General features: G+C 21.6%; 17 protein-coding genes, 1 tRNA gene and 2 pseudogenes. 7 read left to right on the top strand and 13 right to left on the bottom strand.

Annotated features, from left to right (window positions below; all coding sequences use genetic code 11):
• Window positions 1-55: 55 nt before the first annotated feature.
• Complete coding sequence (locus AB4W56_RS01135) at window positions 56-1297, bottom strand: Rne/Rng family ribonuclease (RefSeq protein WP_367675656.1); 1242 nt, start codon at window positions 1295-1297, stop codon at window positions 56-58.
• 145 nt (window positions 1298-1442) lie between these two features.
• Between AB4W56_RS01135 and AB4W56_RS01140 the strand changes: the two genes are divergently transcribed.
• From AB4W56_RS01140 to ptsG, 6 genes are all read left to right on the top strand, one after another.
• Entirely contained in the window at window positions 1443-2330 is an 888-nt protein-coding gene (locus tag AB4W56_RS01140; RefSeq protein WP_367675657.1) for an RluA family pseudouridine synthase, read from the top strand.
• A gap of 100 nt (window positions 2331-2430) precedes the next feature.
• Window positions 2431-2601 (top strand): 50S ribosomal protein L32, encoded by a 171-nt coding sequence (gene rpmF, locus AB4W56_RS01145; protein ID WP_367675658.1) that lies wholly within the window; start codon window positions 2431-2433, stop codon window positions 2599-2601.
• 343 nt (window positions 2602-2944) lie between these two features.
• Window positions 2945-3580, top strand: coding sequence for a dTMP kinase (gene tmk, locus AB4W56_RS01150; RefSeq protein ID WP_367675659.1), 636 nt, complete (start codon window positions 2945-2947; stop codon window positions 3578-3580).
• A complete protein-coding gene (locus tag AB4W56_RS01155) occupies window positions 3559-4560 on the top strand; it encodes a DNA polymerase III subunit delta' C-terminal domain-containing protein (RefSeq protein WP_367675660.1) in 1002 nt (333 codons plus the stop codon). The genes tmk and AB4W56_RS01155 overlap by 22 nt, the downstream gene beginning before the upstream one ends.
• A 38-nt stretch (window positions 4561-4598) precedes the next feature.
• The gene (locus AB4W56_RS01160; protein ID WP_367675661.1) at window positions 4599-5399 is read left to right on the top strand and encodes a TatD family hydrolase; all 801 of its coding nucleotides are present in this window, start codon (window positions 4599-4601) and stop codon (window positions 5397-5399) included.
• A gap of 61 nt (window positions 5400-5460) precedes the next feature.
• Complete coding sequence (ptsG, locus tag AB4W56_RS01165; RefSeq protein WP_367675662.1) at window positions 5461-6885, top strand: PTS glucose transporter subunit IIBC; 1425 nt, start codon at window positions 5461-5463, stop codon at window positions 6883-6885.
• 297 nt (window positions 6886-7182) lie between these two features.
• Here ptsG and asnS read toward each other — a convergent pair whose 3' ends face one another.
• From asnS to AB4W56_RS01180, 3 genes are all read right to left on the bottom strand, one after another.
• Window positions 7183-8583 carry an asparagine--tRNA ligase gene (gene asnS, locus AB4W56_RS01170; RefSeq protein ID WP_367675978.1) on the bottom strand — a complete coding sequence of 467 codons (1401 nt, stop codon included), beginning with the start codon at window positions 8581-8583 and terminating at the stop codon, window positions 7183-7185.
• Between the two features lie 234 nt (window positions 8584-8817).
• A complete protein-coding gene (locus tag AB4W56_RS01175; RefSeq protein WP_367675663.1) occupies window positions 8818-9750 on the bottom strand; it encodes a rhodanese-related sulfurtransferase in 933 nt (310 codons plus the stop codon).
• Window positions 9751-9941: 191 nt separating this feature from the next.
• The gene (locus tag AB4W56_RS01180) at window positions 9942-12584 is read right to left on the bottom strand and encodes a valine--tRNA ligase (RefSeq protein WP_367675664.1); all 2643 of its coding nucleotides are present in this window, start codon (window positions 12582-12584) and stop codon (window positions 9942-9944) included.
• A gap of 787 nt (window positions 12585-13371) precedes the next feature.
• Here AB4W56_RS01180 and argF point away from each other — a divergent pair.
• Window positions 13372-14385, top strand: coding sequence for an ornithine carbamoyltransferase (argF, locus tag AB4W56_RS01185; RefSeq protein ID WP_367675665.1), 1014 nt, complete (start codon window positions 13372-13374; stop codon window positions 14383-14385).
• A 349-nt stretch (window positions 14386-14734) separates the two neighbouring features.
• Here the strand turns inward: argF and AB4W56_RS01190 are convergent, their stop codons facing one another.
• The 9 genes and pseudogenes from AB4W56_RS01190 to secG form a co-directional block, all read right to left on the bottom strand.
• Window positions 14735-16480, bottom strand: coding sequence for a DEAD/DEAH box helicase (locus tag AB4W56_RS01190; protein WP_367675666.1), 1746 nt, complete (start codon window positions 16478-16480; stop codon window positions 14735-14737).
• Window positions 16481-16724: 244 nt separating this feature from the next.
• Entirely contained in the window at window positions 16725-18821 is a 2097-nt protein-coding gene (pnp, locus tag AB4W56_RS01195; RefSeq protein WP_367675667.1) for a polyribonucleotide nucleotidyltransferase, read from the bottom strand.
• A gap of 198 nt (window positions 18822-19019) precedes the next feature.
• Window positions 19020-19280 (bottom strand): 30S ribosomal protein S15, encoded by a 261-nt coding sequence (gene rpsO, locus AB4W56_RS01200; protein ID WP_367675668.1) that lies wholly within the window; start codon window positions 19278-19280, stop codon window positions 19020-19022.
• A gap of 37 nt (window positions 19281-19317) precedes the next feature.
• Window positions 19318-20214, bottom strand: coding sequence for a tRNA pseudouridine(55) synthase TruB (gene truB / locus AB4W56_RS01205; RefSeq protein ID WP_367675979.1), 897 nt, complete (start codon window positions 20212-20214; stop codon window positions 19318-19320).
• A gap of 51 nt (window positions 20215-20265) precedes the next feature.
• Entirely contained in the window at window positions 20266-20667 is a 402-nt protein-coding gene (rbfA, locus tag AB4W56_RS01210) for a 30S ribosome-binding factor RbfA (protein ID WP_367675669.1), read from the bottom strand.
• Window positions 20668-20704: 37 nt separating this feature from the next.
• Window positions 20705-22495: pseudogene (gene infB / locus AB4W56_RS01215) on the bottom strand (translation initiation factor IF-2); the annotation flags it as partial.
• Window positions 22496-23214: 719 nt separating this feature from the next.
• Window positions 23215-24408 (bottom strand): annotated as a pseudogene (gene nusA, locus AB4W56_RS01220) (transcription termination factor NusA); the annotation flags it as partial.
• Between the two features lie 323 nt (window positions 24409-24731).
• Window positions 24732-24819 (bottom strand) — tRNA-Leu (locus AB4W56_RS01225).
• Window positions 24820-24878: 59 nt separating this feature from the next.
• Window positions 24879-25124, bottom strand: a complete 246-nt coding sequence (secG, locus tag AB4W56_RS01230; protein ID WP_367675670.1) for a preprotein translocase subunit SecG — start codon at window positions 25122-25124, stop codon at window positions 24879-24881.
• Window positions 25125-25188 lie beyond the last annotated feature (64 nt).

The following is a 25188-nucleotide window of genomic DNA, read 5'->3' on the forward strand; positions in this document are numbered from 1 at the left end:
TTAAAATGATATAAAATATATTTTATATTATTAAACTAATGAAATTTTCAATGTTTTAACACATATAATATTGTTTACATTGAGAACAAATATAATGATTAATACTTACAGAATACATATTTAATTTTTTTCTTGATAATTCTAATATTCCAAACTTTGAAATTCTTCCCATCTTGATACACGATTGATCTTGTATGATTAATTGTTTAAATTTATGTTCAATTTTTTTGTTATTACTGATTATTTGCATATTAATAAAATCAATAACAATTAAACCTCCTATATCTCGTATTCTTAATTGTCGTATAATTTCATCGATAGATTCTAAATTGGTATATAATGCTGTTTCTTCAATACTCATATTTTTTATACACTTAGAAGAATTAACATCTATTACAGTTAAAGATTCTGTAAAATCTATAATTAATAATCCACCAGATGGTAATTGAATTTTTCTTTTAAACAATAAATTTATTTGATTTTCTATATTATAATATAAAAACAATGGAATCTTCCAAGTATATAATATAATTTTATTTAATAAATAAAATTTTCCTAATAAAATTAAATAAATATGTGATAAATTAAATATATCTATGTTATCTATAATTATTTCATGAATATCATAATCTAAATAATCTCGGAAAATTCGCATCATCATATTATTATCTTGGTAAATTAAAGAAGGAGATAAACAATTTTTTGATATTTTTTTAATTTTTTCCCAAATTTTTAAAAGAAAAATAATATCTTGATTTATTTTTTTTATCGATTTTCCAATACTTACAGTACGTATTATTAAACCTATATTTTTTGGTATATTTAATTCTGAAATATGTTTGTTTAGGTACAATCTTTCCATACCTTGTATTCTCTTTGATATACCAATAATATTAGAATTTTTAGGTAATAAAATAATATAATTACCTAGTAATTTTATAAAAGTAGTTAATACAGCTTTTTTATTATTTTTTTCTTCTTTAATAATTTGAACAACAATTTCACGTTTTTTATAAAACATATATTCCATATTATATATATTAAAATTTATATCATTTTTCAAAAAATAATTTTTAGAAATTTCTTTAAAAGGAAGAAATCCAATTTTATTATCTTCATAATTAACAAATATAGCTTCTAAACTAAACTCAATTTTGATAATTATACCTTTATAAATATTTAATTTTTTTTTTATAAATTTATTATTTTCTATTTTAAAATCATACAACTTGTTTTTTTGTATCACAGCTACACGTAATTTATTTTCTGAAATTACATTAATTAACATTTTTTTCATTATAAAATCTTATTTTAAAATCATACAAGAAATATTACTAATATAAACATTTTAATAGATTATTTTTTTTAAATTAATATATTTCTGAGGATGCATGATAATAAAAAAAATCAAGTTATCAAATATAATAAAAGTTGTAAATAATATGATAAATCAACGTATAGATAATTTTATACGTTCTAAATTTAATACAATTCCTAAAAATAAATTATATAAAATTATACGAATTGGTTATATTAAAGTTAATAAAAAAAAAATTAAACCTAATTATAAATTACAATTAGGAGATATATTACATATTCCATATTTTTTAGTTCAAAAAAAAAATAATAATCATATAATTCTAAATGAAAAAATTAAAAAAAAAATATTATCCTCGATTATATATGAAGACAAATATTTATTGATTATTAATAAACCATCAGGAATAGCAGTACATGGTGGTAGTGGTTTAAATTTTGGAATTATAGAAAGTTTAAGATTATTAAAATTAAATTATAAATATTTAGAATTAATACATCGATTAGATCGTAATACATCTGGTATATTAATGTTAGCAAAAAAAAAATCCTCTCTCACATATCTTCATCAACAGTTTAGAAATCAAATAATTAAAAAAAAATATATAGCATTAGTGCATGGAAATTGGTTAAAAAAAAAAATTATTGTTGATCAACCCCTTATAAAAAAAATACATAATGGAAAAAAAATAGTTACAGTTGATAAAAATGGAAAGGATTCAAAAACTATCTTTACCTTGAAAAAAAATTTTTTTTCAAATGCTATGGTTACAATAGAACCAAAAACTGGACGAACACATCAAATACGAGTTCATTTAGCATATATAGGATATCCAATTATTTTTGATCATGATTACGGAAATAAACTATTAGATTGTGAAATAAATAAAAATTATCACTCTCAACATATGTTATTACATGCAGTAAGTGTTATGTTTTATCATCCTTATAATAATAAGAAAACCTATGTATATGCTCCATTAGAAAAAAGATTTAAAAAATATTTGAAATAAAAATTATATTAATTTCATTCTTACCAATAAAATAAATTACATATAAATTATTATTATTTTATAATTATGCATATATAATATTTTACAAGGACATAACATTATGGCAGTACAAAAAAGTAAACCAACACGATCAAAGAGAGGAATGAGACGATCTCATGATAAATTAAAAACAATATCTTTATCAAAAGATCAAGTTAGTAACGAAATACATATCCGACACTGTATTACAAAAAATGGATTTTATAAAGGAAAAAAAATATTAAAAAAATAATTATATAATAAATATATCTATATTAACATAAATTAAATACTACTTGTTTGATTTATGTTAATTATAAAATATTTTAATATATTTATATAATTTTATAATTTATAAATAATTATAACATTATAAATTATAATTTTTATTTTATATTTAAGAATAAAAAATTTATTAATATAATATATTTAAAATATTTTTAAATAATAATCTATATTCAATAACAAAATAATTAATTTATTTAAAATTTTTATAAATTTTAAATATCAAAATATCATTAAATATTATATTTAAATAATAAAAATAAAATAAAATATTAATAAATAAAATATATTTTAATTGAAAAATATACAAAATGATAAAAGGCAAATTTATTGTTATAGAAGGCATTGATGGTTCTGGAAAAACTAGTGCATGTATTATAGTAAAAAAAATACTTGAAACATATGGGATTAAAAAAAATATTATTGTACATGAACCTGGTAGTACTCCCATAGCAGAAAAAATAAGAAATATTATAAAAAATTTTCATCGTCATGAAGTTATGCATGCAAAAACAATGTTATTACTTATGTATGCTGCTCGTATACAATTAATTGAAAATATTATTAAACCTAATTTAAAAGATGGTACATGGGTAATATCAGATCGACATGATTTATCTTCTTTTGCTTACCAAGGTGGAGGATTTGGAATAAGCAAAAATATTATTACAACATTAAGAAATATGATGATAGGTAATTTCTGTCCTGATTTAACTATATATTTAGATGTTATACCAAAAATTGGACTACAACGTATATTATTGCGATCAAAACTTGATGAAATAGAAAAAAATGATTTAAATTTTTTTACTCGAATAAGAAATAGTTATTTAAAATTAATTAAAAAAAATTTAAAAAATATCATAATTAATGCAAATTTAAATATTAATGTTGTACATCAAGAAATTCATAATAAATTAATAACATGGTTAAAAATATGCGAATAACATGGAACCCATGGTTAACAAAATATTATAAACAAATAATCCAACATTATAATACTCATAAATTACATCATTCTATTATCATAGAATCTTGTAACATAAAAGATACATTTAAATTAATATGGGCTATTAGCAAATGGATATTATGTATTAAAAAAAAAAAAATGAAAAATTGTGGAATCTGTAAAGGATGTAAATTAACATTAACACATAATAATCCTGATTTTTATGTATTATATCCTAAAAAAAATAAAAAATTTATAGATATTGAAACAATTCGAAATACAATAAATAATATTGTTCAAACATCACAACAATATGGTAATAAAATATTATGGATACCTAAATATCAAACATTAACAAATTTTGGAATTAATGCATTACTGAAAATTATAGAAGAACCTCCAAAAAATACGTGGTTTTTTATTGGAAATGATAAATTTTACAAATTAAATATTACATTTCGAAGTCGGTGTTTATTATATCAAATACTTCAACCTATAGAAGATATAGGATTAAACTGGATACAAAAAAATATTATCATACCAAAAAAAATATGTTTAACATCTTTACGTATCAATAATTATAGTCCAGAATTAGCAATTGATTTTCTTCAATCTTCATCATATAAGTTGCGAGATAATTTATGTATGAAATTGTATTATGCAATTGATAACAATAATTTTTCAAAATTATTACCTATTATTAATGATCATCAAGCAATTTTAAAAATACAATGGATTATATTATTATTATTAGATGCTATGAAAATTAAAAAAAAATTATCTTTATTATTAGATAATTTAGATCAAATACATTTAATCAAAAAAATATCAACACAATATTCATATTACAATTTACATAAAATAATAAAATATTGGATAAAATGCAAATATCAATTAATTAATATAGAAAATATTAATTATGAATTATTAATTTTAAATCAATTATTAAAATGGGAAAAATTTTTTATATTTAATTAATAATAAATTTATATATTATATGGAAAATAGAGATTAATATGTACTTAATTGATTCTCATTGTCATTTAAATATGATATTATGTAAAAATTCAAAGTATAAAATAAAAAATATTTTTAAAAAAGCATATTCTTCATATGTAAAATTAATTTTAACTGTATCTATTTCAATTACAGATTATCAAGAAAATTTTAAAAATTTTAAAAAATATCCTAATATATTATATAGTTGTGGTATTCATCCATTATGTGAAAAAAAAGAAGAACAAAAAATATCACAACTAAAAAAAATAGCAACTAATAAACGAATTATAGCATTAGGAGAAACTGGACTTGATTATTATCATTTAAATTATAATAAAACTATACAAAATCAACTATTTATAAAACACATTAAAACTGGTATTCAATTAAATAAACCAATTATTATACATACTAGATGTTCAGAATATGATATTTTAAATATTTTATCTAGTCAAGAATTCAAAAAATGTACAGGTGTCGTACATTCATATACAGGAAATATTAATGTAGCTAGAAAATTATTAGATTTAGGTTTTTATATTTCATTTTCCGGTATTATAACTTTTAAAAATGCATATAATATACAAGAAACAGTTAAATTTGTACCCTTAAATCGACTATTAATAGAAACTGATTCTCCTTATTTATCACCTATACCTTTTCGAGGGAAAGTTAATCAACCTTCAAACATATTAATTATTGCACAATATATATCAAAATTAAAAAATATAGATATTTATACTCTTGCAAATCAAACTACAAAAAATTTTTATACATTATTTCATATACAACACATAATAAAAAATAATATTATTTAAGCATAATACTACTACAAATAATAAAAAATTCAAATAAAATGATATTTAGGAAATTGCTTTTATGTTAACAAATTTATTCTCTAATTTACAAAAAGTTGGTAAATCATTAATGTTACCAATATCTGTATTACCTATTTCAGGGATTTTTTTAGGAATAGGATCAGCTAATTTTCATATTATACCCAATATAGTATCACATATTATGGTTGAATCAGGAAGCGCTGTATTTCAAAATATACCTTTAATTTTTTCTATTGGAATAGCATTAGGATTTACAAATAATGATGGTGTTTCTGCATTAGCTTCAGTAATTTGTTATGAAATTATGGTCAAAACAACATCTATGATGATACCTATTTTTTCTAATGTAATTATAAACAATTCACATTTTTGTGATACAGGGATAATAGGAGGAATTCTTTCAGGCGCTATTTCAGCATATTTATTTAATAAATTTTACAATATCCAATTACCAGAATATTTAGGTTTTTTTTCTGGAAAACGTTTAATTCCTATTATTTCTGGAATATCAGCTATATTTTTTGGTTGTATATTATCTTTTATATGGCCTCCAATTAGTAATATTATACAAATTTTTTCTCAGTGGGCGGCTTATCAAAATCCCATGCTTGCTTTTGGAATATATGGTTTAGTAGAACGAGCACTAGTTCCTTTTGGATTACACCATATTTGGAATGTACCATTTCAAATGCAGATTGGAGAATATACTAATTCTATAGGACAAATTTTTCATGGAGATATTGCTAGATATATGGCGGGGGACAATACAGCTGGAAAATTATCAGGAGGTTTTTTATTTAAAATGTATGGCTTGCCTGGAGCAGCTTGCGCTATATGGAAATGTGCAAAAAAAAAAAATAGATCAAAAATAGGAGGGATAATGTTATCTGCATCTCTTACAGCTTTTTTAACAGGCATTACAGAACCCATTGAATTTTCATTTTTATTAACTGCTCCAATATTATATGTAATACATACTATTTTATCAGGATTAGCTTTTCCTATATGTATTTATCTAGGTATGCATGCAGGAATTAGTTTTTCTCATGGATTAATCGATTTTCTAATATTAAGCAGTCACGGTACTAAAATATGGTTATTTCCTATTATTGGTTGTTTATATAGTCTTACTTATTATATAATATTTTATTTCTTAATAAAATATTTTAACCTTTCTACTCCTGGAAGAGATAAAATCAAAAATAATATAAAAATAAAATCACCTCAAGAAATAGCACCATTATTAGTATTAGCTTTAGGAGGAAGTCAAAATATTAATCATTTAGATGCTTGTATTACAAGACTTCGTATAACAGTAAAAAATATTTCTAAAATTAATCAAAAAACTATTAAACATCTAGGAGCATCAGGAGTAGTTATATCAGGATTAGGAATACAAATAATATTTGGAACAAAATCAGATAATATAAAAACAGAGATTGATAAATATATTAAAAATAATTAAAATCATTCTGATATACATTCTATAATTTTATAATTACTAAATTTTCTCTATTATCAATTTTTAAATATAAAGAAATAATAGAGATAGAAAATTAACATGATATTTAAAATTAAGTATATATAATTAAACTATTTATAGTATACTATAATACTGTATGTTATTATTTATTTATATACTAATAAAATATTCTGTAAATACATGATTAAATAAAACATCATGATATATATTAAACATTTTTACAAAATTACAATAAATTATTTTTATATATTATGTGATATAAATATAAATATTCTTATTTTAACATAAAGCATGATTAACAATTCTAGGAAATGGTATTAAATCTCTAATATTTTTTACTCCTGTAATATAAGATATTAATCGTTCAAATCCTAATCCAAATCCAGAATGTGGTACACTTCCATATCGACGTAAATCTATATACCAAGAATAATCTTCCTTTTTTAAATTTAATTCTGACAACCTAGATTCTAAAACTACTTGTCTTTCTTCTCTTTGTGATCCGCCTAATATTTCTCCAATACCAGGAACTAATAAATCCATAGCAGATACTGTATTATTATCATCATTTAATCGCATATAAAATGCTTTTATATTTTTAGGATAATTTTTAATAATAATAGAACTTTTAAAATAATTATCTACTAAATATTTTTCATGTTCAGAAGATAAATCAATACCAAAATGAACAGGATAATTAAATTTTTTTTTCGAATTGATTAAAATTTTAATAGCATCTATATAATTTAAATGAATAATTTTAGAATATAAAAATGTATACAATCGATTAAAAATATTTTTATCAATATAATTATATAAAAAGTTTATATCATGTTTACAACATTCTAAAACAAATTTTATAACATATTTTATAATTATTTCAGATAATACTATAATATCTTCTAAATTTGAAAAAGCTTGTTCTATTTCTAACATCCAAAATTCTGATAAATGACGAGTAGTATTAGAATTTTCAGCTCTAAAAGTAGGACCAAAAGTATATACTTTAGTCATAGAACACGCATAAGCTTCTGCAGTTAATTGACCAGATACTGTTAAAAAACATTCTTTACCAAAAAAATCTTTTTTAAAATCAACTAATCCATAATTATTTAATGGAATATTTTTCATATCTAATGTAGATACTCGAAACATTTCTCCTGCTCCTTCAGAATTTAAACTAGTAATAATCGGTGTAGGAATCCAATAATAATTATTTTTATATAAAAACTGATGAAGTGCATGAAAAATATGATTTCGAATCCTTGTAATTACACCGATAAAATTAGTACGTGATCTTAAATGAGGAATATCTCGTAAATACTCATAAGTATGTTTTTTTGCAGAAACAGGATAATGACTAGGATGATCTACCCAACCTAATATTTGAATTTTCAGTACTTGAATTTCATACTTTTGTTTTTTCCCAATAGATAATATTAATATTCCTGTCACACAAACAGAGCAACCAATAGTAAGTTTTAATACTTCTGATTTATAATTTAATATACTTTTATTTACAATAACTTGTATTGTGTGAACACAAGAACCATCATAAATATCAATAAATGAAAAACCAGACTTCGAATCTCTTCGATTTCGAATCCAACCAAATATTGCAATTGTATTATTAATTAAAACTTTGTTTTGATATATATCATTTATTGATATCATGGTAATTTTACCTAACTTTATCATATATTAATTACATTATCTATAATGCTTTAAATATATATTATAATATTTATGTGTATTTATATATTATATAAAATTTAATAATAAACATATTTTGTATTTATCGCATGTTGTGTATAACTATTGCATATATAAAAATTATCATATATAAAAAAATATAAATTTAATATAAATTTTATTTATTGTATTTATAATTTTAACATCAATATAAATCTTTTATTATATTTTTAACATACAATTTTCAGAACAATATCCACCATATTTAATATAACAATATTTACACTGTATAAAAAGACAATGACACAAATCATAACTACAATTAATATAATTATCACATATATTTTTACAGATTTTACATAAAGATAATATTTTGTTAGATATCTTTTCCATCATTCGATAATCAAAAACAAATAACTTACCTTGAAATTGAATAGGTAACAATTTTCTTCGAGCTTTATCAATATAATTTATAATACCACCTTCAACATGATAAACTTTTTTAAAATTATGATATTTAATCCATGCAGTTGCTTTTTCACAACGAATTCCACCAGTACAGTATAAAACAATTTTATTGTTTTTATAATTTTTTAATATTTCTAATATATTATTTAATTGTATTCGAAAAGTTTTTCCAGGTATACATATTGCATTCTTAAATTTTCCAATATTATATTCATAACTGTTTCTCATATCAACAAAAATTATATTTGGATCATTTAACATACTATTGACTTGATCAGGTTTTACGTATATTCCTACATTTTTATCATCATAATTAGTATTTAATAATCCATCTGCAACAATCTTACAGCGTATTTTAATTTTTAACATCCAAAAAGATTGTTTATCATCTATACTTTTATTAATGCGAATGTTTTTAAATAATTGATGTGCATGATATAAATATTTTTTAAATATATAATATTTTTTTTTTAAAACACTGATTTGAGCATTAATGCCTTCTGTAGAAATATATATTCTTCCAAAAACATTTAATTTATTTAATAATTTATATAATTTATATTTAAATTCGATTAGATTAATAATATTACAATATTTATAAAATGATAAATTAATTCGAGATTCATGATTTATTAACATATCATATTTTAATATTTTTTTTGAATAAATATTATGTAATAATGACATAAAAATTCCTATTTTATAATATATAAATACTAAAAATTTTGATTTATAATATTTTTTTATTATGATATTAATAATTGTAAATTACTTTAATATTTAAAATAATAAAACAATAATAAAAATTTAATGTTTAGAATAAATTATATGTTTACATAATCACACAATATATTTATTTTTATTCAAATTATATTATTTTATAAAACAATAAAAAGTTGTATATTATCAACTAAACCTACGACAGAATTATAAATTTCAATTTTAGAACTAGATAATATTAAAATATCTTTTAAATATCCTATTTCTTGAATAATTCTTTTATTTTTTAATAAAAATTCTTGTAATTCAAAAATAATATTACTAATATATAAATATACTAAATTAGAAGTATGTAACTTTAAAGTAATACGAGTTTGACGAATAAACAAAATGATTTTTTGTATTATATTCATAAAATTTATAATTTGATAATTTTTAATTTTTAAGTCATAGGATGGAAAAGCTTGTAACATAATTGTTTCTCCTATTATACTTAAAAATTTTTTTATGTTTATCCAAATTGTTTCTGTAACAAAAGGAATAATAGGATGTAATAATCTAAGCATAATTTCAAAAACACTAACTAAAGTATATTTAACACTTGTAATTTCTTCTAAAGATCCTATTTTAAATATTACTTTTACTAATTCTAAATACCAATCACAAAATTTATGCCAAAAAAAATTATATAATTCATTAGAAGCAAGATCGAATCTATATAGCTTTAAAAATTTACAGTACATTTTTATTGTATTATTTAACTCAACAAATATCCAATAATCAAAAAATAAAAAATATTTTTTAATATTTTTTATATTTATATCTTTAATATCAACATATATTAAAATAAACTGACCAGCATTCCAAATTTTATTGCAAAAATTTCTATATCCTTGTAATCGATTCATATCCCAAGATACATTTCTATTAATCGAAGATAAAGAAGAAAAAGTAAATCTCAGAGCATCAGCACCAAAATTCTTAATTCCTGTTGAAAAATACTTTGAAGTATCATCGTAAATTTTGTTTAAAAAATTATCTGTTCTTACATGACTAGTACGTTTTTTTAACAAATTAGTAAAACTAATACCATCTATAATATCAAGGGGGTCTAAAACATTACCTTTAGATTTAGACATTTTTTGTCCCCTTTTATCTCTTATTAAACCTGTAATATATACTGTTTTAAATGGAATTTGAGGTTTTCCTGTATTATCTTGCACACAATACATAGTCATCATAATCATCCTAGCAATCCAGAAAAATATAATATCAAATCCACTAACCAAAACAGTAGTAGGATGAAAAATGTTTAATATTTTTTTTTCAGGCCAATCTAAAGAAAGAAAGGTCCATAAACTTGAAGAAAACCATGTGTCTAAAACATCATTGTCTTGAATTAATTTTTCATTATTTAAAATTAAATATTTTTCTCGTATGTTTTTTTCATCTTTACCAACATACACATTTCCCAAAGAATCATACCAAGCAGGAATACGATGACCCCACCATAATTGTCTAGAAATACACCAATCTTGAATATTTTTCATCCAAGATAAATACATATTTTTATATTGCTTAGGAATAAACTGAATGTATCCATTTTTTACTGATAAGATTGCATCTTTTGATAATAAAGAAACACGTAAGTACCATTGATCAGTTAACATAGGTTCAATTTTCGAACCACTCCTATCTCCATATGTAACTATTATACTATCATAGATAATATTATCTAATAAATGTAATTGACGAATTAAATAAATAATTTTTTTTCTTATTAATAATCTATCTAAATTTTTTAATTTATTTGGAATATATGAATTATAAATATCTGAAATATTACCATCTATATCATAAATATCAGAATTATAACAAATATTACCAGACTTAGTAAATATATTAATCATAGGTAATCTATGTCGTAAAGCTACTTCATAATCATTAAAATCATGTGCTGGTGTAATCTTTACACATCCTGTACCTTTATTGATATCAGCATGTTTATCAGAAATAATAGGAATATATCTATTTAATAAAGGTACTTTTACATATTTTCCTATAAGAAATTTATATCGTATATCCATTGGATTTACTGCTATAGCAGTATCTCCTAATAAGGTTTCCAGTCTAGTAGTTGAAACAACTAAATAGCGAGGTTTATAATTTAATTTATAATTTTCTAATATAAGATACTTAATATACCATACTTTACCCTTGATTATTCGATCGTCTAATTCTAAATCAGAAATTACAGTCTTTAATTCTATATCCCAATTAGATAATTTTTTTTTACGATAAATTAGATTATTTTCATATAAATCTATAAAAATTTTTTGTACATTATTCGATATTTTAGAATCTAAAGTAAATCTTTCCCTACTCCAATCAACAGAACTTCCTAATCTTTGAATTTGATAATTAATATTATTATTGAATTTTTTTTTCCATTTCCAACATTCATGAATAAATTGATTACGACCAATCTTATTTAAAGTTGTATTTTTTTGTAATATAATTTTTTTTGATACTATAATTTGTGTTGCAATACCAGCATGATCCATTCCTATTTGCCATAATGTATTATTTCCTTTCATTCGACTATAACGAATTAAAATATCCATAATAGTATGTTGAAATGCATGACCCATATGTAAATTACCAGTAATATTAGGGGGAGGCATAATAATACAAAAACTATTTTTTTTTATATTATAATTAGGTTTAAAATAACCAGATTTTTTCCAAATGTTATATAAAAATTCTTCAATATCTTTTGGATTATATTTTTTTTTTATCATTTTTCTTATACTTGAATAATTAATCAAATTAAATATTTTATTTTATAAATTATATAATTATATTCAACATATGTTAAATAATCTAACAAATATTACATAATGAAAATACTATTTAAGACTCAATTATAATGAAGAATTTTAATGTATTTACATTATGTTTAATATAATTATAATATGAATTTAAGTACATATTTTAAAAATAAATCATAATATTTACATACTATATCATGTAATATAATCATAACATAATAAAATTATTTACTAATATAAAATATAATCATAACTATGGAATAAATAATGTTGTAAAAATATGATATATTATTTAAAAATTTTTAATAATTTATACAATTTTAGTAAATATTTGAATAATTAAAATTAAATTTTTTATATAATTTTACATTTATTTTATATTATTTATCATGCATTAAATATTATATATGTTTAATATAAAAAAAATAAATGTTTTATATATTATTTAAATTACTAGAACTTTTAATAAAATATTGTTAATTTCTTAGTAATATAATTAGTTATATATTTATAATAAAAATAACTTGTATATTTATCTAATATTTAATTACTAATCATTAATAAGGTAAATAATATAAGTTCATAAAAAATCAATAAACTATAAAATATTTTACATTTAATCTTATATTTATTTTTACATAATATAAAATATGATTTAAAATAAATTATATATTTATAGTATATTAATAATATATAAATTATTGATAAAAAATTAAAATTATTATAAGATTATAAAAATTTTATCACAGGAATATATATGAATAGTTTATATAAAAAAAATTTTCTCAAAATGTCAGATTTTAATAAAACAGAAATTTATGAAATTATTAATTTATCTGATTTTTTAAAAAAAAAAAACAGAATGAAACAAGAATTACAATACTTAAAAAAAAAAAAAATTGCTTTAATTTTTGAAAAACAATCCACAAGAACAAGATGCGCATTTGAAGTAGCTATATTTGATCAAGGAGGATATTCTAGTTACATAGAATCTAAAAATATACATTTGGGATATAAAGAATCAATATCAGATACTGCTAAAGTACTTGAAAGAATGTATGACGGTATTCAATATAGAGGTCATGATCACAAAAATATAAAAATATTATCTCAAAATATTAATATTCCAGTATGGAATGGATTAACAGAAAAATATCATCCCACCCAATTACTTGCTGATTTACTAACAATACAAGAATATTCTCCAAATAAATTAATTAATAATATAATTCTTGCATATGTAGGAGATGCATCAAATAATATCGCAAATACTATGTTAGAAACTGCTCATATTATGGGTTTTGAATTAAGATTAGTTGCACCAAAAAAATATTGGCCAAATAAAAAATTACTTAATAAATATCAATCAAATAATAAAATTATATGTACTGAAAGTATTCAAGAAGGTGTTAAACAAGTCGATTTTATTTATACAGATGTTTGGATGTCTATGGGAGAATCCAGTACTATATTACATGATAAAATTTTATCCTTAAAAAATTACCAAATTAATAATAAAATGTTAAAGTTAACACAAAATAACAATGTTCAAGTACTACATTGTTTACCTGCTTTACATGATAATACAACAAAAGTAGGAAAAAAAATATCTCAATTATATAATTTTAACGATGGCATAGAAATTACAAATGAAGTATTTCAAAAATACCAAAACATTATTTTTCAACAAGCAGAAAATAGATTACATACTATAAAATCGATGATGATTAAAACACTTACTAAAATTAATTTATCAGATTTAAAAAAATAACATAATATTTAATAATATATCTGAAAATTATTACATAATAAATAAATAATAAAAAATAAAAATTTTAAATTAAATAACTATACTAATTATAAATATCAAAAATATAAAATATACATTTTATTTATAAAATCTTTAATTTATAACATTTATACACTAATTTTAAAATTATTTAAAAATTTAAAAACTGAAACTATAATAATAAAATATCAATTTTTTACAATTATTAAAATCAAATAAATATGCCACCTAGTGGCATAAAATCAATATAAACCATAAGAAGTATATGTATTTTCCAAATAATATAAACATAATTTTTTTAACATATTATTTCAATTAATATTTTTAATTTTTAAGATTTTTTTGTTTGAGAATATTTATGTAAATGTTTAAATTTATTAATATGATGTGTTTCAGATTGATTTTTAAAAATCATTTTATTATTCATTTTACCATATAATTTTAAATGAACTGGTTTATTCAAAATACGAGTACGAACAAAATTATTTAAAACACTCTGAGAAAGATTTTTTGACAATTCAATAATAGAATATTCAGAAAAGATTTGAACATTACCAATATTACGACTACTAATCTTACCTTCATTAGCAAATGCACCTACTATATGACGGACTTCTACTCCATGATTTTGACCTACTGAAATACGATAACGATTCATACTATGTTTCACTCTATAATTATTACTATATGATAATGATTTTTTACGAGAATAATCAATTTTTTTTATATCTTGACCATATTTTTTTTTTATAGAACGAACAGGTAAAGAAATAATTAAAGGACATTTCCCTTGAGATAATTTTAATAAAGATGAAGATAATAATTCACTTTGTAATGTTTGATTCGGATGTAATTTTACTAGTAATTCACGATATTTATACAAATTTGTACTATTCAATTGATTTATTAATTGTATATAAAATCGATCCAATCGATATTTACTTAACAATTCAATATTCGGTAATTTTATTTCTATAATAGGTTTTCTCATCATGCGTTCTATATTTTTTAACAATCTTTTTTCGCGGTTTTCAACAAACAATAACGCTCGACCAGTTCTACCAGCTCGACCAGTTCGACCAATTCTATGAATATAAGATTCTGAATCTATAGGTATATCGTAGTTAATAACTAAATCAACTCGATCTACATCTAATCCTCGAGCAGCAACATCAGTAGCAATTAAAATGTCTAATACACCATTTTTAAATTTTTCTAATGTTTGTTCTCTAAGAGTTTGATTCATATCACCATTTAATGCTGAACTGCTATATCCATTTTTTGATAAAGATTCAGATACCTCTAACGTAGCATTTTTAGTACGAACAAAAATAATTGTTGCATAAAAATCTTCTAATTCTAAAAATCTAATTAATCCTTCAGTTTTTTTTCCATGCACCATCCAATAACTTTGATAAATATTAGGTCTAGTGATAATATTAGATTGAATTTTAATTTCTTTAGGATTATCCATAAATTTTTTTGAAATACGTCGAATAATACCGGGCATAGTTGCAGAAAATAACGCTGTTTGATGACTAATAGGTATTCTAGACATAATATTTTCAACATCTTCTATAAATCCCATTCTTAACATTTCATCTGCTTCATCTAATACTAAACTTTTTAAATGTGATAAATTTAATGTTCTACGTCTTAAATGATCCAATAATCTACCAGGAGTACCTACAATAACATGAGGACTTCTTTTTAATTCTAATAATTGTGATTCATACCTTTGACCACCATATATTGGTAAAATTTTAATTCCTGATATGTATCTTGAAAATTCTAAAAAAGATTTTGATACCTGAATTGCCAACTCTCGAGTTGGCGTTAAAACTAAAATTTGAGGATATTTTCTATTTAAAATAATATTATGTAATAATGGTAGGGCAAAAGCTGCAGTTTTTCCACTTCCAGTTTGTGCTACACCCAACACATCTTTTTGTAGTAATAGATGTGGTATACACAATTGTTGAATAGGTGAAGGTTTAATATAACCAAGACTATTCAATGATCGTATAATAGAGGATTTTAATCCAAATGTAGAAAATAAATTTTCTATCTTACTCACGTAATACAAATACCTTATAGATTACATCAACCAGTTTACATAGATTATAATAAAATTATCGAATTTACATATAATAGATACTTATAAACCGGTTAAACACAGTGTATCATGTAATGAATATAATAAAATTTAATTCATCTTGACAAAATATTAAATTTTATTTCAATTTTTTTTGTAATATATAAAATTGATAATAAAATAATTAATTAATATATTTTATTATTGTCGATGAATGATATAATCTTTATTTATTATATTTTAATGCTTGTTTCATACTTAAACGAACACGACCTTGACGATCTATTTCTAAAACTTTTACTAAAACATTTTGTTTAATTTTTAAATAATCAATTACTCGTTCTACTCTTTTATTTGCAATTTGAGAAATATGAACCAAACCTTCTTTTCCAATACCAATAGATACAAAAGCTCCAAAATCTGTAATTTTTACTACTGTTCCATTATATATTTTACCAACTATAACATCTGTAGTAATTTCTTTAATTCGTTTAATAGCATGTATTGCTTTTTGTTCAATGGATGCAGCAATTTTTATAATACCATCATCTTTAATTTCTATTATCGTACCTGTTTCTTCAGTTAACATTCTAATAATAGAACCACCTTTACCAATAACATCTTTAATTTTATCTGGATTAATTCGAATAGTATGAATGCGAGGAGCAAATTGAGAAATAGTATTTTTATGGACATCAATAGTTTTATTCATAGTTTTTAAAATATATAATCTAGCTTTTTTAGCTGAATATAAAGAATCTTTTAATATTATACTCGTAATTCCTTCAATTTTCATATCCATTTGTATTGCAGTAATACCTTCTTTATTTCCAGATACTTTAAAATCCATATCTCCAAAATAATCTTCATCCCCTAAAATATCAGATAATATAACATATTTTTTACCTTCTTTAACTAAACCCATTGATATACCTGAAACAGCAGATTTTATTGGAACACCTGCAGACATTAATGCTAAAGATGCACCGCATACTGAAGCCATCGAGGAAGAACCATTAGATTCAGTAATTTCAGAAACTACTCTGATAGTATAAGGAAATTGATCTAATTTAGGCATAACAGCTAATAAACTACGTTTAGCAAGACGACCATGTCCTATTTCTCGTCTTTTAGGAGATCCTACAATTCCTATTTCTCCTGTTGAATAAGGTGGAAAATTATAGTGAAATAAAAAACTATCTATTTTATCTCCTAATAATTCATCTAAATTTTGAGCATCACGAGATGTTCCTAATGTAACTGAAACTAAAGATTGTGTTTCACCTCGAGTAAATAATGCTGAACCATGTGTACGAGGTAAAATATTAATACGTGTATCTAATCTTCGAATCATATCTTTACTTCTACCATCAATACGATAACCATTATTTAAAATACGATTTCGAACAACATTTTTTTTAATAATACTTAAAATATCTAAAATAATAAATTCTTCTAATAAGGGATTTTCAGTTTTTAAAATTTTTAAAATATTATTTTTAATAATATCCAATTTTTTATTTCTTTGTATTTTCTTAATTATTTGATATGCTTGACTTATTACATCATATGATAACTTAAAAATTTGTTTAAATAATTCATGTTTTTGAACATCATAATATTTATAATACCACGGTATTACACCAACATCTTGAGCAAATTGACAAATATTATCAATTAATACTTGTTGTTGTTGATGACCAAATGTAATAGCATTTAACACTTGATTTTCACTTAATAACTTCACTTCAGCTTCAACCATTAAAACTGCATTTTTTGTACCAGAAATTATTAAATCTAATTTTGTATTTTGCATTTCATCAGTAGTAGGATTTAAAATATATTTATTATTAATATATCCTACTCTAGCTGCCCCAATAGGACCTTGAAAAGGAATACCAGATAATGTTAATACTGTTGAAGCACCAATGATTGCAACAATATCAGGATTAATTTGAGGATTGACTGAAACAACTGTTGCAATAATTTGAATTTCATGTAAAAAACCTTTAGGAAATAAAGGTCTAATAGGTCGATCTATTAATCGAGAAATTAATATTTCATTTTCACTAGGTCGACCTTCTCGTCTAAAAAACCCTCCCGGTATACGACCTGCAGCATACGTTCGTTCCTGATAATTTATCGTTAAAGGAAAAAATTTTTGACCAAAAACTTTTCTTTTACTGCCCACAAGAGTTACTAATACAGTGGTATCATTCATGGTAACTATTACAGAAGATGTTGCCTGACGAGCAATTATGCCAGTTTCTAAAGTAATAATATGTTCACCATATTGAAATTTTCGCACAATAGAATTTAACAAAATATATCCTTACCTTAAACAAAAAAATTTTGAAATTATATATAAAATATTAATATTTCTTTAGATTCATAATAATTTTTCAATAAACCAATAAAATTTTAATATCATATTAATTAATTTATTTGAAACATATTACATAAATTGGATAGACAGTAATATTAAATGGATATATGCAGTAAACCAATAAAATATCTTATCTTAACGACGTAATCCTAATTTAGAAATTAAATTACTATATTGAGAAATGTTTTTATCTTTTAAGTAATTTAATAGTTTTCTTCTATGAGAAACCATTTTTAATAAACCTCTTTTACCAGAAAAATCTTTTTTATTTCGTGAAAAATGATTTTTTAAATAATTAATTTTATTGCTTAATATAGTAATCTGAACTTCAGAATGACCTATATTTTTTTTATCAAAAATAAATTCTGAAATATTATTTTTTTTAACAGTATTCATAAGTAATAAAACCTCTAAAATTAAATCAATATTATACTTACTCAATATTTAATATTTTACATGCAATTAATTGTCCTAAATTACCAATATGTCCTATAACAAACATATTTTTTTGTGTTTTTATAGTAATTCTAATAATTCCAGGACGTTTATGTGAAATAAAACAAATTTTATTTTTTTTTTTAAATATTATAGAAGAAAAAAACTGAACTTCTGGTAATGCAAAAAAAATAGTTTTTAAAGGTATTAATAAATTAGAAAAAATATTATAATCTTTTAATCGAAAATACAATTGACTACATTGATATAATTTTGTTAAAGTTATAGTATTATTAATATTATATAAAGAAATTTGTAATCTTCTTAAAAAAATAACATGGGCGCCGCATTTTAACATTTGCCCTAAATCATGTACTAATGTACGAATATACGTTCCTTTAGAGCACATAATATCTAATTCTATAAGATTGCCGTAACGTTGAACGCAATCTAATTTATATATATAAACTGTTCTTAACGATCTTGGAATAATAATATTTTTTCTAGCATATTTATATAACTGTATGCCTTTATATTTTACTGCTGAATATATTGGTGGCAATTGATTAATACAACCTTTAAAAGCATTCAAAAATTTATAAAACTCAAAATCAGTAAAATTAATTTTTTTTTTTTCTAAAACTATACCTTCTGAATCATAGGTAGAAGTAGTTTGACCTAACTTTATAATCACACTATATGATTTAATAGAATTTTCTAAATATTTAGAAAATTTTGTTCCTTCTCCAAAAAGGATAGGTAATATTCCAGTGGCTAAAGGATCTAATGTCCCTACATAACCCACTTTATTAACACAAAAAATTTTTTTTATCTTTTGTAATACTTGATTAGACGATAATCCTAAAGGTTTATCTAATAGTAATATACCACTGATGTTTTTTTTTTTATATTATACATTTTTAAGTTTCACAATAAAATTAAAACATTATCTTAATACATGTTTAATTAAATTAGATATTTTTATGCCTGAAAGTAAAGAATCATCATGATAAAAAATTAAAAACGGTACTACCCTCAAGCGTAGATTTTTAGATAACATTTTTCGAATATAACCTGAAGCGTTTTTTAATATTTTTATAATTTCTGTAATATTATTTATATGTTCAGTATCATTTATACTATTTTGATAATTACCTAAATAACTAAAAAATATTTGCGATAAAGATAAATCATTTGATGTTTTCACCATAGAAATTGTAATCATAAAATTAATTCTAGGATCTTTAATATATTTTGTTAATATTAATGATACTTCTTTTTTTATCATATTTGAAATTCGAACAGAACGATTAACATCTTTTTTATAGTATTGTTTTAATAATTTCATATAACTATTTTATATTCTATAATAAATGATAATACAATTATTGTTTTAATTCTATTGTTTCAAATGATTCTATTATATCACCAACATGCATATCATTATAATTTTTAATACTAATACCACATTCTTTACCACTTTGTACTTCTTTAGCATCTTGTTTAAATCGTCTTAAAGATTCTAATTCACCTTTATATACAACTCTATTATTACGTACAAGATGAATATGATTATGACGTTTTATAATACCATGAATTACCATACAACCTGCGATAACAACAGATTTAGGGGCTTTAAATATATTTCTAATTTCTGCAGAACCAAACATTTCTTTTTTATATTTAGGAGATAATAATCCTATCATAGATAAGTTTAAATCATCTATTAAATTATATATTACAGAATAATAACGAACATCAATTTTTTCTATTTCAATCATACGTTTTGCTAAAACATTAGATTGTACATTAAAAGCAATAATAATAGCTTGTGAAGCTAACGATAAAGAAATATCAGTTTCTGTAATATTACCTACACTAGAACTAATAATCTTTATTGCTATATTTTCATGTTTGATTTGATGTATAGCATTCACAATAGCTTCTAAAGACCCTTGAACATCTGATTTTAAAATAATATTTAATGTAGTTTTTTTTTTATTATTTAAATTTTCAAACATATTTTCTAAATTTATTTTTTTTATATTAGAAAATTTCATTTCTTTACATTTTGTTTTTTTATATATAGAAATTGCACGTGCCTGTTTTTCATTTTTAACAACAGTAAAAATATCTCCACTAATAGGAATTCCTGATAATCCTAATATTTGAACAGGAATAGATGGTCCAGATGATTGTAATTCACAACCAAAAGCATCTCGTATAGCTCGAATTTTACCATATTCCAAACCACAAAGTACAACATCACCTTTTTTTAAAATGCCCTCTTGAACTAATACAGTAGCTATTGAACCTCTACTTTTATCAAGACATGATTCAATTACTACACCTGAAGCCATGCCTGAATACATAGCAGTTAACTCTAATAACTCAGCTTGTAATAATATTGCATCCAATAGATTATTTATACCTACTCCAGTTTTTGCTGAAACATTTACAAATATATTTTGACCACCCCATTCTTCTGGTAATATATTATATTTCATTAACTCTTTTTTTACTATTTCAGGATTTGATTGCGATTTATCAATCTTATTAATTACAACAAGTATTGGAACATTTGCCGCTTGAGCGTGACAAATAGCTTCTATAGTTTGAGGTTTTACTCCATCATCACCAGCAACAACTAAAACCACAATATCTGTTATTTGAGCTCCTCGAGCACGCATTGAAGTAAATGCAGCATGTCCAGGGGTATCTAAAAATGTAATTGTCCCTGATTTAATTTTTACATTATACGCACCAATATGTTGTGTAATACCACCATATTCACTCATTGCTACATTAGAAGAACGAATGTAGTCTAACAGTGTAGTTTTACCATGATCCACATGACCCATAATAGTTACTACTGGAGGTCGATTTTTTTTAATACATTTACTATTTACAATATTACGAGCATTCATAACTGATGTTTCTAATTCATTTTCATGTTTTAAAAGTACTTTATGACCCATTTCTTCTGCAATTAATTGAGCTGTTTCTTGATCAATGATGTTATCAGAAGTAGTTTCTACTCCTAATTGAATCATTTTTTGTATTACTTCAGAACTTTTTTTAGACATCTTATTTGATAATTCAAATATTGTCATTGTTTCATTAATTACTATATCTTTGTTGACTAATTTATTTGGTTTTTTAAAATTTTGTCGTAATGCACTATTTTTTATATGATTTTTCATCTTTCTTTTAGGATGAAAAATAATTTTTTTTTCTTCTTTCTCTCGTCTATGACCGTAATACTTAGTATTTTTTTTATAATATTTATATTTTTTCATTTCATGATAAATATTTTTATTTAATTCAAATTTATAATTTTTTGTTAATATATTTAAAAATTTTTTTTTTAAATGTAACATATGATTTAAGATATCTCAGTTAATGTAATTGTATTATTAAATAATTTGTAAATTATTTTGTAATTTATTATTTATTTATAAATTGAAAAAGAAATAGGTTATTGATATATCTATTCCTAAAGATTATGCGATATTATATATATTTTATATTTTATAAAATCATATATATATAAATTGATAATTTAATAAAAAGTATTGATTATAATTTCAGTATTTTTATATGCATTAAATTAATATTTTATCAAACTAAAAAATATTATAAGTATGAATTGTTAACACGCCAAAATAATATATTGAATATTCAAAATATTATTAATAATTTATCATTAATCATCTTTTACAGTAGATAATTTTTTTTTAGGTAATAGTAGAGTCATTGGTTTTTCATCAATATCTGATGATAATGATGATATATCAGTTATTTTTTCACTGTGATATTGTAATGTTTTTTCTAATAAAAAATTAGATAGTACTTGATTAGATACTTTTCTAATAATATTAACTGCATCAATATTAATACCTTGAATTTGTAATAATTCATTATCAGACATACAACAAAATTCTTCCAGCGCAGAAAATCCTTCTTGCATTAAAATCTTGATAATATGTTTTTGTAAATTTAAATATTTCGAAAAAATATTATAAATTTCTCGCATTCTAATTTTATTTTTTTTATTTAAATCATCAATAGTTAGAATATTTAATTTCCAACCACTTAATTTAGAAGCAAGTCGAACATTTTGACCATTTTGACCTATTGCTTGTGCTAAACAATTACGATCCACTTCAATATCCATAGTATAACTATCTTCATAAACAACAACTGATACAACATTAGCTGGAGCCATAGCATTAATTACAAATTGTGCTGGATTATCATGCCATAAAATAATATCTATACGTTCTCCAAACATTTCTTTTGATACTGCTTGTACACGAGTTCCTCTGATACCTATACAAGAACCAATTGGATCAATGCAATTATCATAACTTTTTACTGCAACTTTCGATCTAAAACCTGGATGACGCGCAATGGCTTTAATTTTAACTAATTTTTCTTTAATTTCAGGTACTTCAATTTTAAATAGCTCAATTAACATCTCCGGCTTTGTTCGACTAAGAAATAATTGAATACCTTTAAATTTTGAATGTACATGATATAATATACCTTTAACACGATCACCTAATCGAAAATTTTCTCTTGGAATCATATCTTCTTTTTTAAGAGTTACTTCAAGACAATTATCTAGATTTAAAATCATATAATATTTTTTAATTTTCTTTACAATGCCAGTAATTATTTGATACTGAAAATGACAAAATTTATTAATTGTTATCGCGACTTCTGCTTCCCGAACTTTTTTAATAATTACTCGTTTAGCTGTTTGAATAGTAATTCTATCAAATGTGACTGATTTAATTTCATCTTCTATGTAATCATTTAATTTTGCATATTGATTTTCAAATTGTGCTGCTTCTAAAGTAATTTCTTGTGTTGGTTTGGTCACTTGTAAAACTATCATCCATCGACGAAAGGTGTTAACATTTCCATTTTCTCGATTAATATTTACTCTAACATTAATTTCATAAGAGTATTTTTTTTTTGTTGCTATAGATAATGCAACTTCTAATGCTTGAAAAATTATTTCACGAGGTAATGATTTTTTATTTGATATGTATTCTACAATAGATAAAATTTCTTTATTCATTTTAATAAACTCCAAAATATTAATATTACAAAATTGATAAAATTATATTTTATATTCATACAACATAAAATATATTTTACTACAATTTTAAAAATAAAAATATCTTATAAAAAATTTAATAAACTAGAAATTTTTTATACTATATAAATTAATATTTATATATATAATAAAACCCCAATAATTCGGGGTTTTATTATTATAAAATTATAAATTCTAATATATTTTTAAAATAAAAAATTTTAAAATTTATTAAATTATTAAAATACTACATTATAAAATTATATAACAAAAATTTTAATATACAAGATTTTAATTACATATTTTACCGAGGATGGGATTTGAACCCATAAGCTATATAATTTAGCACTATCTCCTCAAGATAGCGTGTTTACCTAATTTCACCACCTCGGCATAATTATTATAGAGTCATATAAAATATAATATTATTTTTAAAATAGTAATTATTTATTTTAATTTACAATAACATTATGAGTATTTAAGTTACATATAACAACACTCAAAAATAAAAAAATTATAACAAAAATTTTTGTCATTCTATCCAACATAGTACTATAACTTATAGAATCTAAAAATGTCATATCATTATTATTATGATTGGAAGAATAAAAACTATTATTTTTTATTGGATTTAACATAATTAAAATAACTAAACATAATGAAATAATAACAAACACTACCAAAGTAATATGATACATAATTATCTCATTAATCCTTTTAAATATTATAATAATTATAAATAAAAATATAAAAATTAGATAT

It is taken from the genome of Buchnera aphidicola (Phyllaphis fagi) (assembly GCF_964058955.1).
In the GTDB taxonomy this organism is placed as follows: Bacteria; Pseudomonadota; Gammaproteobacteria; order Enterobacterales; family Enterobacteriaceae; genus Buchnera_L; species Buchnera_L aphidicola_AI.